The following is a 13,444-nucleotide window of genomic DNA, read 5'->3' as shown; positions in this document are numbered from 1 at the left end:
CATCACACCTCCTGCCGTTTGTTTTCAGGATCAAAAAAGGTTTGGCCGCGCACAGTTGTAACGACGCGCTTGCCATTGCGGCACTTCACCGTGACCTGCGATCCTTGTGTAGCGTCATCGCCATGCACATATGCCAGCGCGATATGGGTGTTCAGCGTCGGCGACCACAGGACCGAGGTCACATGCCCCACCGGTACATCGTCCCTCAGTACCAGACAGCTTTCCCCCGGTACATCTGGCCCGTCGAATGTCAGCCCGACCAGCTTGCGCGGCAGGCCTTTGTTTCGGCGCATCTCGGTTGAGCGCTTGCCCACGAAAAACGGCTTGGTCTTCGAGATCGCCCATTCGAACCCCAGCTCATCCGGCGAGGTCAGCGCGTCGGTGTCCTGACCAATCAGGATATGGCCTTTCTCCAACCGCAGAATCCGGCTGGCTTCCAGCCCGTAAGGGCGCAACTCGTGCGCGTGACCCGCCGCTATCACCGCATCCCACAGGGTGTTGGCATAGCTGGTCGGGCAGTGCAGCTCGTAGCTCAACTCGCCGGTGAACCCAATCCGCATGGCGCGCACCGGCACCCCGGCCACCATGCCGCTACGCCCGTCGAGATAGGCAAAGCCATCGCGCGAGAAATCGATGTCGCTGTCCAGCGCTTCGACCACGGAGCGCGCCTTGGGACCGGTAATGTTGAAGCCCGAGAAGGCCGAGGTGACGTTCAGCACATCCACATCCAACCGCCACTGCGCATTCCAGAACAACATATCCGAATAAACCCGCGCCACGGCCCCGGTGGTGGCGGTGACATAGAACAGATCCTCGGCCAGTCGATACGCCACGCCATCGTCGATCACCGTGCCCATTTCGTTTGTCATCAGGCAGTACCGGCAGCGGCCCACAGGCTGCTTTTTATAGGCCATGGTGTAAATGCGGTTGAGGAATTCGCCCGCATCCGGGCCACGCACCTCGAGCCCGCCCAGAGTTGAAACATCCAGCACGCCGACCCCATTGCGCACCGCATGCACCTCTTCTTCGATAAGGCGCTTGGCGTCTTGTTTGGGGCCGTAGAAATAAGGCCGCCACCACGCTCCGACCGGGCGCATGTCCGCCCCCAACCGGATATGTTCGTGATGCAGCGCGGTGCGCCTGTCTGCCGGGTGATGATGACCAGACAGCACGCCCAGCGTTTCGGGGCCAAAGGGCGGACGGGCGGTAGTCACGCCGATCTGCCCGATTGTGCGGTCGGTCGCCTTGGCCACCACCCGGGCGGTGGCCAGCGCCGAGTGCCGCCCTTGTGACGGCCCCATACCAACTGTGGTAAAGCGCTTGATCAGCTCCAGCTCGCGATAGCCTTCCTTAACCGCGTTTTGCAGGTCCTTGATCTGAATATCCTCGTCCCGGTCGACAAAATCCTTGCCCTTGGGATGCCCGGCGATTGCCGGTTCGAAATTCGTCAACGCAGCCTCGACATCTTCAACCTGCGCGATGTCGCGGGTTGGCAGCCCCAGACGAGTCAACGCCGTCTGTGCCGCGCGTTGCGCATCGGCCACCACCGCATCAGGCGCAAAGACCCCGGCAACACCCCCGGCAATGCCCAGCGGAGCGTCTGGCAGAGACAGGGAAAACCGCGCCGCCGTTTCATTGTACCCAAGGTTCGCGCCAGCATGACAGGGCAGTTGCCACATTGGCGCATAGCCGACCGAAATTACCAACAGATCGCAATCTAGCCAGTCGCCTCCGACCTTTACGCCGGTAACATGGGTCTTGCCACGCGCCTCGCCCACGGCGCCGTGAATGACACGCGTTCCCCTTGTTGCCAGTTGCTGGCCAAGCTCACTGCCGCTGCCGCCGGGGCGCGGATCAACCACAGCCGCCAGTTCTACGCCTGCGTCCAACAGATCCAGCGCCACCCGATAACCGTCGAGATTGGCGGCCAGTACCACCGCGCGCTTGCCCGGTTTCACACCATAGTGCCGCATAAGCCGTTGCGCGCCAGTGCCCAGCAAGATGCCCGGCAGGTCATTGTTTCGGAAGATCGCGGGCTGTTCGATGCAGCCGGTGGCCAGCAGAACCTCGCGCGCGCGCGTCTTGAACAACTTGTTGCCCCGGATCAGCGGCAGCCAGTTGTCCTCGAACCAGCCGTTCACCACTGTATCGGTCATGATGCGAAGGTTCGGCAGACTTTGCACTTTCGCCAGTAGGTCGGACAGCCTGTCGACATCGCGGCCATAGGTCAGCGCGCCGCCCAATACCGGCTCCTGCTCGGCCAGGATGACGTCAGCCCCGGCTTCGGCGGCTTCGATGGCGGCGGTCAACCCGGCCAGCCCCGCGCCGACGACCAGCAGGTCACAAAACAGGTTGGCCTTTTCGTAGTCTTCATTCGGTGCGTTGATATCCAGAACGCCCAGCCCAGCCTTCTTGCGGATCAGCGGCTCCCACAGTTTCAGCCAGCTATTGCGCGTCGGGCCCATGAAGGTACGATAATAGAACCCCACCGGCATGAATCGCCCCAGCTTGTCCATGAATGCGTCGCGGTCTCGCGCCAGTGATCCGTTGACGTTCTGCGCCTTAACTTGCAGCCCTGCCGAAATCGGATGCCGGTCGGCCTGCACGTTCGGGTCCGAGGGCAGTTGCACCAGCGTATCGGCCTCGGTGCCCGCCATCGACATCGCACCGCGCGGTCGGTGGTATTTGAACGAGCGCGACAGCATCCACTTCCCCTTCCCGGCCAAAGCCGAGGCGATCACATCACCTTCGTATCCCTGAAACGCCTGCCCTTCAAAGCTGAACGATACCGGCGCATCTCGATTGATCCTGTTGCCCCAGGGTGCGGGAAGTCGGGCCATCACCTTTGCTCCAGCTCTGAGGGGTCAAAAGTGCGGATCACCTCGTTCGTGGTGGCGTTGCGCTCGGCCAGAAAGAAATAGTTCGAGGGCACGTGCCGCCACCATTCCACCAGCGTTCCGCGTGAATTGTTGGCACGGAACAGGTGACGTGCCCAGTCCTGATCGCTGGTTGCATCCGGGTCGGGGTTGGCGCGCAGAGGGCCGAAGCTCTGGAATTCATTAATATTGCGGGGCCCGTTCATCGGGCAGATCAGGATCTTCATGTCAGTGGCTCGCGGCAGTTGCGCCCATTTCATTGAGCAGATCAAAGGTGGCGAAACGCTCCATTGTGAAGGGTTCGAGTATCGGCGCGACCTTCTGGTTGGCGATGGACTGCGCCATGTACTTGCCCGCCACCGGAGTGGCTTTGAACCCCCAGGTGCCCCAACCGCAATCTAGCCATAGGTTGGACAATGGGCTGGCACCCATGATGGGTGAGTAATCGGGCGTCATGTCGGTAATCCCGGCCCATTGTCGCAGCAAGCGCACCCTGTGCAGGAACGGGAACAAATGCACCGCGCCTTCGGCCAGTTGTTCCTTCATGTCCAGTGTCGAGCGGGTGGAATACAGCTGATAAGGGTCCGAGCCACCGCCGATCACGATCTCGCCTCGCGATGACTGCACCAGATAGGTGTGCAGGCTGACCGAACTGACCAGCGTGTGCAGCCACGGTTTCAGCGGCTGCGTGACCATCGCCTGCAACGGATAGCAACGGATCGGCAATTCTACCCCGGCTTTCATCGCCATATCGTAGTTCATGCCCCCGACAGCAATCATCACCTGCCCGGCACTGATATCACCGCGATTGGTGCGCACTTTTGTGATCTTGCCGCCGGCAGCGTCGAACCCTTCAACCTCGGTACGTTGATGAATTTCCACCCCGCGCCTACTGGCTTGCGCCGCATAGCCCCAGGCCACCGCATCATGCCGCGCAGTGCCTCCATCGGCGTGCCACAAACCGCCGATGATTTCCAACCGCCCGCCCTCATCCATATTCAGATGCGGAGACAGGTCCTTGACCGTCTGCGCATCAACGACCTCGATCCGGGTGCCCGCGTGTTTACCCATCTCGGCCCGCAGATGGAACGAGCGTAGCGTCGCCTCGGTATGCGCCAGCGTCAGTTGACCGCGCTGGCTGAACATAACGTTGAAATCCAGCTCTTCGCTCATCTCCCCGTAAAGCTGCACACCTTCCTTGTAGAACGCGATGCCCTCTTTGGTGATGTAGTTCGAGCGGATGGTAGTGGTGTTCCGCGCGGTGTTGCCGCCCGCCAGATAACCCTTTTCCAGCACAGCCACATTGGTGATGCCGTGATACTTTGATAGGTAGTGGGCACAGGCCAGTCCGTGGCCGCCACCACCTACGATGACCACATCGTAACTGGATTTAAGCTCTGGCGTGGCCGGAATGTCTCCGGTGACAGGGTAATCGGCGGATAGCCCGTATTTCAGCAGCCTTAGCGGCATTTTTGTTGTCCTGATTTCAGCGGTTGTCAGCGGCGTCATAAATCAGCGCGCCGAGATCCGAGAATTTGGCGTCCGGCGACTGCAACCCCAGAACCGCGTCGCGTATGGCGGCGGCACGGCTGACCCCCAGCAGTGGAGTGGCGAACTCCATGAACTTGGCGATCACTTCGTCACGGTCCATGGGTGCCTCGGGCCCGCCGCGCGCGTGGACGTCGCCCGACGCCAGTTCCCGCCCATCCGTCAGGGTCATGACGACATCAGCAACGCGGCTTTGAGGAAAGCGGTCGGAATGGCGCGCGGTCTCGACCACCGAGATACGGTCGACAATCGCCGCGACCAGCGGATCGGAGAGGCCCGCGCCGGTGATATGCTCGACCCCGATACGGCCGTGCGCCACCATCGTCGCCACAGCGAAGGGCAGCGAATACTGCGCCTTCGAAGTGTCATCCGGCATACCCTGAAACAGGCAGGCACTTTCGTGGAAAGTGTTCACCTGAATCGCGGCAATGTCCTGATGAGACGGGCCATATTCACGCATCAGCGCCCTGGTGGCGTCGATCGCTGCATGGGCCCAACGACAGATCGGATAGGGCTTCACATATTGATGTTCCATCTGCCAGAAGCTGCCCAGATCCCGCCAGTGATGCGCGACCTCATCCGCCTCTATGGTGATCGCCGGCGCGCCGGTAAATCCCTTCTCGGCCAGCACTGCCGAGGATACACCCACCAGCGCGCCCCAGCCCGAGCCGTCATGCAGCATGGTGGGGTTGGCAATCTCGCGCATCATTTGACTGCGAGGCCCGTGATATTCGGCGATGCCCATGGCCTGCCGCATCCGTTCTGCACTCAGCCCGCGCAGACGGGCGGCAACGGCCACAACTCCCAACGCGTTCCATGCGCCGGAAGTGTGGTAGTCGCTGACTGTGTCATGCAACGAAATCCCGGCGCGCCCGGCGATTTCGTATCCAATAGTTACGGTCGCCAACGCCTCGGGGCCGGAAAAATCCGCGACCGTTTCCGCCAAAGCCGCCAGAGCCGGCACAACGGCAACACCGATATGGCCCTTGGTGGGGTTATAGCCGTCATGGCCATCCAGATTATCGGTCTGAGTCGCAGCGGCATAAGCCGCTCCGGCAACGCTAACCTTGCGGCCATCGAACAGCATCCGTGCGCTGAGGCCCGGATCGCCCGCACCGTAAAGCGCCATAGCGCTGTCACGCGCGATCTGACCGGCCTGCATCGGTCCGGACCCGATGGTGATCCCCAGCGTGTCCAGCAGCATCAGTGCTGCCGCTTCGAGCGCGCTGTCGGGGAAATCCTGCACCCTTCGATTTAGCGCAAACTTTGCGATAGTTTGAAATGTGTTGGTCACGATGCCCTACAGATGAGGTTTCGGGTTCGGCCAAAACCTAAGTGTGTTTGCCCATCGCAGCACGAAAACAATACGAGGGCAATGGCCCCGGAAAATTTGTAGCTTTGGCTCCGCTCCATTGTAGCATATGAACCAGATCAATTCCCGCCGCGAAACAGGATTCCCGGCGCACCACCCATCCGCCCGCCCAGGAATATGTCGCCATGATGAATCTGCCCCACCTGATCTTCCTGCGCTCCTTCGAGGCCGCCGCCCGGTACCTCAGCTTTACCAGCGCGGCAGATGAGCTGAACTGCACCCAATCGGCCGTCAGCAACCATGTGCGTTCGCTCGAAGAGTTTTTGCAGCGGCCTCTGTTCGTGCGCCATGCCCGATCATTGTCGCTGACCGACGTGGGCGAGGCGTATCTGCCTTCAGTGCGGCATGCTCTGCATGAGATTGACGTGGCCACACAATCGGTCATCCAGCGGTCACACACCCGCAAAGTCGTCGTGTCTTGCCCGGTCAGCCTGGCCGAGAATTGGCTACCGGACGTAATCCGGGGCTTTAGCGACCAGCACCCGGATATCGACCTGACGGTACACGGCACCGTCTGGATTGATGTCGAGCCGAACGTCTCGGACATTTCGATAACGGTCAATCATATTGACGATGTGACGGTGGGCGCGCGGCAGCTGTGGGCCGAAAAGCTTGCGGTCGTGTGCGCGCCCGAATTCACAGTCAATGGCGCCCAGCTGACCGATCCGGCGCAACTGCAAGAGGCACCTCTGATCCATATTCTGGGTCGTCCAGCTTATTGGGAACGGGTCGCACGCCATTTTGATCTGGCAGACCTGAACCAGAAGGAAGGGCTGCGAACCAACGCTTCAAATCTGGCAATGGAGATGGCGGCGAAGTCGTTGGGCTGCGTCGCCCTGCCCCGCTCTCTGGCCGGGTCTTATGTGGACCGGGGGCTGCTGATCGAACCGTTCGAATTCGATTTGGACAGCCCATGGGCCTATTTCGTGCGTCTCAAGGAAAAACCCGTTTCACCGTCGGTCAGGCTGTTTCAGGACTGGCTGCTAAACGCCGCCGCCAGCATGAACCGCTGACCTGCAACGGGGCTGCTCAGGCAGCCCCTTCCAGTGCCGGTTTAACATCGCGCAGGCGGTTTCCATCCGGATCAAAGGGAGGCTCGGACAGGATTTTCGCTTTATGGGGCTTGCCAAGGATGAACACTTCGACCGTATCACCAGGTTGTGCGACCTCAGGGTTTATATAGCCAAGCGCTAGCGATTTGCCGACCGAATAGCCGTATGCACCGGATGTCACGCGGCCAACCGGGGTACCATCCGGGGTAAAAATCGGCTCACCGCCGGTCGCGTCGGCATCCTCGGAGACTTCGACCTCGAAGATTGACAGCACTTCGCGCGCGGCGTTGTCCTTGACCGACAGATACGCATCCTTGTGCAGGAAATCCTTGTCTAGCTTGATCAGGCCCGCCAGCCCGACCTCTTGCGGCCAGTATTCCTGCGAATACTCACGGCCCCATGAGCCATAACCTTTTTCGATCCGCAACGACCCCAGCGCGCGGCCGCCAACGGGGCCGCCATCCAGCAGCTTGGCCGCATCCAGCAGCGCAGCGTACAGGCGGGTCTGATCTTCTTCGGCGCAGTGCAACTCCCACCCTAGATCGCCGGTAAAGCTGACGCGGATGGCCAGACAGGTGACACCTGCAACCTCGATTGTGGCCGAGCGCATAAAGCGGAACGCCTCGTTCGACAGGTCTGCATTGGTCAGCCGCTGCAGCAGGTCACGCGCTTTCGGACCGGCGACGTTGAACCCTGCTATGCGGTCGGTGGCGACTTCGAAGGTTGTGTCCTTTGGCAGGTCGATCATGTTGAAAAAGCGTTGATGATAGCGCTCGGCCATGCCCGATCCGATCATCATGTATTCGTCATCGGCCACCTTGGTTATGGTGAAATCTCCAGCCACGCCGCCACGGACAGAGATCAGCGGCGTCAGGCAAGACCGCCCGATCACGGTCGGTACGCGGTTGGCGACCAAGCGATCCAGCCAATCTTGCGCACCGGGTCCTTTGATGATGTAGTTCGCAAAATTCGATATGTCGATGACGCCCACATTCTCCCGCAGCATCTGTACCTCACGTCCCACCGGCTCCCACCAGTTCTGGCGTGTGAAGCCGTTGGTTTCCTGCACGCCGGGCTGATCGGCGAACCATAGGGGATGCTCCCAGCCGCAGTTCAGACCAAAGACACAGCCCATGTCTTTCTGCATTTCAAAGGCAGGGCGGACTCGGGCGGGGCGACCTGCACTACGCTCCTCGTTCGGGAAGTGGATGGCAAAACGGTGGGTATACTGGTCCTCAACCCGTGCCTTGGTGAATTTTTTGTCGGCCCAGTCGCCGAAGCGGGCCAGATCCCATGCAAACATGTCGTATTGCGGCTCGCCCTCGATCATCCACTGCGCCGCCAGCAGGCCCAGACCACCCGATTGCGAGAAACCCGGGATCAGTCCGCCGCAGAGGAAATAGTTCTTCAGTTCGGGCACCGGACCCCACAAGGCGCTGGAGTCCGGAGACCAGATCATCGGCCCGTTGATCACCCGTTTGACCCCTGCGGTGGCGGCAACTGGCACACGTTCGGTAGCGCGGATCACGTTTTCCATGATCCGATCCAAATCGTCGGGGAACAGGTCATGGGCAAAGTCCAGCGGCGTGCCGTCCTCGGCCCAGAACTTCATGTCCTTCTCATAGGCCCCGATCAGCAATCCGTTGCCTTCCTGACGGAAATAGTACTCGCCATCCCGGTCTGCAATTGACGGAAGGCGACGGCCCAGATTAGCAACTTCTTCGATGGATTCAGTCACGAAATACTGGTGCTCGGTCGGTTGCAACGGCAGAGTCAGCCCCGCCAGCGCCGCAACTTCGCGGCCCCAAAGACCAGCGGCATTCACCACCCATTGCGTGTGAATATCGCCCTTTGCGGTACGCACGATCCAAGACCCGTCGGGTTGCTGATCCGTACCTAGTACCGGACAGAACCGTTCTATGGTTGCTCCCATGGCGCGGGCACCGGCAGCATAGGCGTGGGGCACGCCCGAGGGATCCACATTGCCGCCATCGGGTTCATACATGATGCAGCGGATATCGTCGAACTGCGCCAGCGGGTGCAGTTCCTTGGCCTGCTCGCGACTGACCTCGTGGAAGTTCAAACCATAGAATTTAGCCTTGGCTTCCTGTAGGCGCAGCTGATGCTCGCGTTCTTCGGTTTGCGCTAAATAGAGCGAGCCGGGCTGGAACACGCCGCAGCTCTGACCGGTTTCCTGTTCCAGCTCTTTATATAGATTCATCGTATAGTGCTGGATGCGGGTGATATTGTTGTTGTCATGCAGCCCATGAATGTTGGCCGCCGCGTGCCAGGTCGAGCCGCTGGTCAGTTCGTCCCGCTCTAGCAGGACCACATCGGTCCAACCCAACTTGGCGAGATGATACAGAATTGAACAGCCGGCTAGGCCACCGCCGATTACAACCGCTTGTGCATGCGTTTTCATGTGCTTCCCCTCTCAAATGCCTCAGGCGGCGATGGTTTTCATTGCACCCAGAAACTGGGCCACTTCGGCGACGCTGTTGTAGTGGCACATCGAAACACGCACGCAGCTGTCCATGCCAAGCGGTGTCAAGATGTTGCCCGAGTAGTGATCGGCCTTGCGCAAATGCGTACGGATGCCTTGTTCGTTCAGTTGCTTGACCACATCGACCGACGGCACGCCCTCGACCTGCAGTGACACCAGCCCCTCGCGTGCAGGGTTATCGACACCGCCCAGAATGGTCACCTTCTCCATCTCGGCCAGCCCAGGCAGGTTGCCGGTTCCGCGGATCATCGCATCAGTCAGCGCTTTTTCCTGCTCATGGATCGCCTCTCCGGCAGCGACGAATTTTGCGCGCCGGTCGGTGGCGTCGCTGACCTGTGCGCCCAGCCATTCGAAATAGCTGATTACGTCAGACATTGTAGCGTAAGAGCCGGTATCACGCGTCCCCATTTCCCAATTGTCGGCGGGGCCGTCGATCAAGCTGTTATGTGGCAGCTTGGTCAGCCGGTCAGAAATCCAGGCCACCCCGTAACCATGGCGCGAGAACACCTTGTAAGGCGAGATCACATAGCCATCGACATCATAGGCGGTTAGGTCGATCCGGCCATGCGCGGCGTGCTGGATACCGTCGATTATGATGAAGCAATTGGGCGCAACGGCGCGGATCTCGGCAGCCACAGCCGCTACATCCACGCCCATACCGGTCACCGGCGAGGTGTGCACGATAGTCGCAACCTTTGTGTCCGGCGTTACCTGCGCCGCATAAGCATCTGCTGTGACGGTGCCTGTGGCGTCGTCATGGACCACCAGAACATGATCTTGCCCGGCCACCCCGGCCCAACGCGCGCAAGCGCTTCGGGTCGCGGGATGTTCCAGCGTTGTGCCAAGTACCCGACCGGTGGCGGTGCCCAGACAGGCGTTCATGATCAATCGAAACAGCAGCTCGGTCCCGCTTTCGCCGACAAAGAACTGGCCACCGGGGGCGTTCATGAACACGGCCATATCTTCTTTGGCCTTGTTGATTACCCGCACCAGTTCGTGACTTCCCGGGTTGTCGCGGCCCTGATTGTCAGGGATCGCAGCATAAGCCTGCGAGGTGCCCACAACCGAATTCAGCGTCAGCGCCCCACCCGCGTTTTCAAAGAAAATACGCGGTCCCTGCTGCGGGCAGTGGTCAACCTGCGCAAATCGGGCACGGATTTGTTCAAGCAATTCTGGAGTGATCTTGGTCATCGGGAACCATTCCTGCGAAAATGTCATTCTGGCAAGATATATGCGCCCTTTTGCAAAACTACTCACAAAAAAACTTGGGGCATTGTGGGTGGAAATTGAGACCATCGAGCCAAGAGAGCTCAGCCACAAGAACAATATGGTTCGCGAATTTCAATTTCGTCGGCCCGATCACACCCTCACGCATGCCTTCGCTCGGTTGCGAAACCGCTAGTCAGGCCGACGGTTTGTAACCTGAGCGTTGTTCTAGAGACATCGCTTTGCAAAAGAAGTTTGAACTAATGCAGAACGGCCTGGATCCTACGAAGCTACTTATTGCAACTGTCTTGGACACCAATCGCAGTGGCCATGCAGTTTTAGTTTATCGCTCGAGTGAAGGCGATTTGATTCTGGACAATGTCACCAACAGGATCAAATCTTGGAAGGAAACGAGGTATCTTTTCCTACGAATACAGGACCCAAATCACCCTGATCGTTGGGTACAGGTTTCTAGCGGCTAAAGACAATGTGGCGCGCCCTAGAGACGCGCCACAATAAAATTTTGGTCCTGCGACTACTGGTTGTTTCGCGGCAACCCAAGTTTAGGACACTGCTTCAAACTTTGGTCAAGCTTTCGCAGCGTTGTACAAACGCGGAGTCACCAGACCTGTACTGTTCAAACCGCGCATTGCCTTGGCTGCCGCAAGCACTGCCAGATCAGCAATCGGCTCAATGACGATTACCAGCATATAAGCGCCGCCAAAGGACAGAACCGACGCCATGGTTTCTGCGCCGAAACCCTGGCCGTAGAAGGCCCAGAACCCAACCCATGCGACTACTCCTCCCTGATACGTCGCACTTAGGGCAAGAGCTTGGCCATATTTGAGGTCAACATATGCTGTGCCGGGTGCGATGATGCGGCTGGCCAGTGCCTGTAGCGCAAATAGCGGCACCAGCAGAGTGGTCAGGTTGATGAAGTACTGCGGAAGATCGAACGGGGCAAAAAACACACCCTGAATCAGGAGACCAGCTGCCAATCCAAAAGCCGCGGGTGCAGCACCGAGAAGCAGAAACAGCGTCGACCCCAGGATGAAGTGGACTTCAGAGACACCAACCGGGAAATGCGGCAGGACTTCGAAGAAAAGGAAAACCCCAACGGTGGCGAGCACCGAGCGCATAACAAAAGATGCAGGTCCATTCGCACGCAATGTGGAAAACGTTTCTTTCGCTGCGTAAGTAGCCGCACCTGCGGCGGTAACATAGGAAAGCGCGATTTTGGCACCATTCACGATGCCCGGTTCGATATGCATGTTTTTTCTCCCTACCGCCTCACCCGGCGGCTTGTCAGGTTGAATCGACCGTAAGGCCGACAGGTTCAGTCTGGGCATAGCCCGGCGCTTTACGGCAGGTCTCCTGACTCGCGGGTGCTCGCTCCGCCAACCTTCCCGGTTCCATTACGAACCAGTGGTGTCTTGGCATCGCTCTCCGCTCACAGTTGCGGGGGCAGTTACGGAATTGGCGCCATTGAAAACACCGAACCGTATTCCCTTTTAATCCTTTTGGCTTCCGCCATCAGGAACCGAAAACAATTCACCGCTACAATGGCGGCTTCGCCTGTGTCAATTGTCTTTGCGACCTATTCCAATGTAAACTCGACCGAAGCAGGATTCACGCAACCGGTCACTTGATCGACAGGGTAAACCAAGCGTTACCTGAAACCTCTTGAAGCTCTAGCTGCTAGAGGCTTTAAGAATCGGATTAATTCGCGATAGTGCGATCCAAATACGTTAAACTTGTGAACCAGGACGAGACCTATGCTTACAAGGCGCCATTTCATTCAATCCACCACAGCGCTGTTCTCGGCGTCTGCGGCCAGTCCATTGATCGCCAAAACCTGGCCAACCGCATCGCAGAAGACCTATTGGGACAGTCAGGTCACGCCAATTGGTTACGATCCAATGACCTCAAATCCGTGGGGTGTTCATGACCGTTTTTTACCAAGACGCGTCGCGGCAAATGATGGTTTGGTTCCAGGTGACATCCATGTGGATGCCGTCGCGCGCTATCTCTATCATATCGAAGAAGGCGGGACCGCAATGCGCTATGGCGTAGCGATCGCGCGCGGGAACCTTTACGAGCCCGGCACCTATGTTATCCGCCGAAAGGTCGAATGGCCACACTGGACACCAACCGCTTCAATGATCGAGCGCAACCCCGAATACGCGGAATTCCGGAATGGCATGGAGCCCGGGCCGAATAATGCTCTCGGCTCTCGTGCCCTTTATCTATACGTTGGAGACCGAGACACATATCTCAGAATTCACGGCACGCCTGAGCCAAGAAGCATCGGCGGTCGCGCAAGTTCTGGATGTGTGCGAATGATCATGGCTCATATCAATGACCTCTACCCAAACGTGAAAACCGGCTCGACCGCTTTCCTATACTCTGCCGAAGATAGCGTCACAGCCCGCTCATGAATATTGGGCAGCGTACAAGGACGTCGCTGCCCTCATTTCGATCAGGCGTCGCGCGCAATGCAGATCGGAGCGCCATTCGTCGCGCGCAATGGTACCAATGTCGTCTCGACGGGTCCGCTGTGCTCATACCAAAAGCAATTATCTTCTGGCAAAAGGCGTGCCGTGGTCAAATCCTGCGCCGGCCCTGCCAGCGCTACGACCGAATCTGGCACGTTGCCTGGTTCAAGTGCCTTGCTTTTGGCTCCGGTGAACTGGGCTGAGCAACCAGCCGTAATCGAGACTAACGTGATGGTAATTGCGATCCGTTTCTGCATTGATCTGTTCCAAATTTTTTGCGTCATCTGCAATTAGATTGCATCCACACGGCCGGCCCGCAAGACGAAATGAACTAACAATATCGCAGGCAAAGAACCCGGATGAAAAAAATATAAAAGGTATTGAAGCTCTAG

General features: G+C 58.7%; 11 protein-coding genes and 1 riboswitch. Of the genes, 3 read left to right on the top strand and 8 right to left on the bottom strand.

Annotated features, from left to right (window positions below):
- Positions 1-2: 2 nt before the first annotated feature.
- The 4 genes from ACR0I1_RS10745 to ACR0I1_RS10730 are packed head-to-tail and all read right to left on the bottom strand — an operon-like array spanning position 3 to position 5,718.
- The gene (locus ACR0I1_RS10745) at positions 3-2,840 is read right to left on the bottom strand and encodes a 2Fe-2S iron-sulfur cluster-binding protein (RefSeq protein ID WP_480706393.1); all 2,838 of its coding nucleotides are present in this window, start codon (positions 2,838-2,840) and stop codon (positions 3-5) included.
- Positions 2,840-3,103 (bottom strand): sarcosine oxidase subunit delta, encoded by a 264-nt coding sequence (locus ACR0I1_RS10740; RefSeq protein WP_170511596.1) that lies wholly within the window; start codon positions 3,101-3,103, stop codon positions 2,840-2,842. The genes ACR0I1_RS10745 and ACR0I1_RS10740 overlap by 1 nt, the downstream gene beginning before the upstream one ends.
- A 1-nt stretch (position 3,104) precedes the next feature.
- Positions 3,105-4,346 (bottom strand): FAD-dependent oxidoreductase, encoded by a 1,242-nt coding sequence (locus ACR0I1_RS10735; RefSeq protein ID WP_480706391.1) that lies wholly within the window; start codon positions 4,344-4,346, stop codon positions 3,105-3,107.
- A gap of 16 nt (positions 4,347-4,362) precedes the next feature.
- Positions 4,363-5,718 (bottom strand): MmgE/PrpD family protein, encoded by a 1,356-nt coding sequence (locus ACR0I1_RS10730; RefSeq protein WP_480706390.1) that lies wholly within the window; start codon positions 5,716-5,718, stop codon positions 4,363-4,365.
- Positions 5,719-5,921: 203 nt separating this feature from the next.
- Between ACR0I1_RS10730 and ACR0I1_RS10725 the strand changes: the two genes are divergently transcribed.
- Entirely contained in the window at positions 5,922-6,809 is an 888-nt protein-coding gene (locus ACR0I1_RS10725) for a LysR substrate-binding domain-containing protein (protein ID WP_170423129.1), read from the top strand.
- Between the two features lie 16 nt (positions 6,810-6,825).
- On the opposite strand, the gene ACR0I1_RS10720 is transcribed toward ACR0I1_RS10725, so the two are convergent.
- Positions 6,826-9,270, bottom strand: a complete 2,445-nt coding sequence (locus tag ACR0I1_RS10720; RefSeq protein ID WP_480706388.1) for a GcvT family protein — start codon at positions 9,268-9,270, stop codon at positions 6,826-6,828.
- A 21-nt stretch (positions 9,271-9,291) separates the two neighbouring features.
- On the bottom strand, positions 9,292-10,542 hold the full coding sequence (locus tag ACR0I1_RS10715; RefSeq protein WP_480706386.1) for an aminotransferase class V-fold PLP-dependent enzyme: 1,251 nt from the start codon (positions 10,540-10,542) through the stop codon (positions 9,292-9,294).
- Between the two features lie 257 nt (positions 10,543-10,799).
- Here ACR0I1_RS10715 and ACR0I1_RS10710 point away from each other — a divergent pair, with 257 nt between their 5' ends.
- Entirely contained in the window at positions 10,800-11,039 is a 240-nt protein-coding gene (locus ACR0I1_RS10710) for a transglutaminase-like cysteine peptidase (protein WP_480706384.1), read from the top strand.
- Positions 11,040-11,144: 105 nt separating this feature from the next.
- Here the strand turns inward: ACR0I1_RS10710 and ACR0I1_RS10705 are convergent, their stop codons facing one another.
- Entirely contained in the window at positions 11,145-11,828 is a 684-nt protein-coding gene (locus tag ACR0I1_RS10705; RefSeq protein ID WP_170392744.1) for an energy-coupling factor ABC transporter permease, read from the bottom strand.
- A gap of 76 nt (positions 11,829-11,904) precedes the next feature.
- Positions 11,905-12,117: riboswitch (cobalamin riboswitch) on the bottom strand.
- Between the two features lie 215 nt (positions 12,118-12,332).
- On the opposite strand from ACR0I1_RS10705, the gene ACR0I1_RS10700 reads away from it, so the two are divergent.
- Positions 12,333-12,995, top strand: a complete 663-nt coding sequence (locus tag ACR0I1_RS10700) for a L,D-transpeptidase (protein WP_170402530.1) — start codon at positions 12,333-12,335, stop codon at positions 12,993-12,995.
- A 41-nt stretch (positions 12,996-13,036) separates the two neighbouring features.
- On the opposite strand, the gene ACR0I1_RS10695 is transcribed toward ACR0I1_RS10700, so the two are convergent.
- The gene (locus ACR0I1_RS10695; RefSeq protein WP_170392939.1) at positions 13,037-13,309 is read right to left on the bottom strand and encodes a hypothetical protein; all 273 of its coding nucleotides are present in this window, start codon (positions 13,307-13,309) and stop codon (positions 13,037-13,039) included.
- Positions 13,310-13,444: the final 135 nt, after the last annotated feature.

It is taken from the genome of Ruegeria sp. B11, from assembly GCF_056539785.1.
Note: the sequence above shows the minus strand (reverse complement) of the source record. Positions and strands in the feature narration are given on the sequence as shown.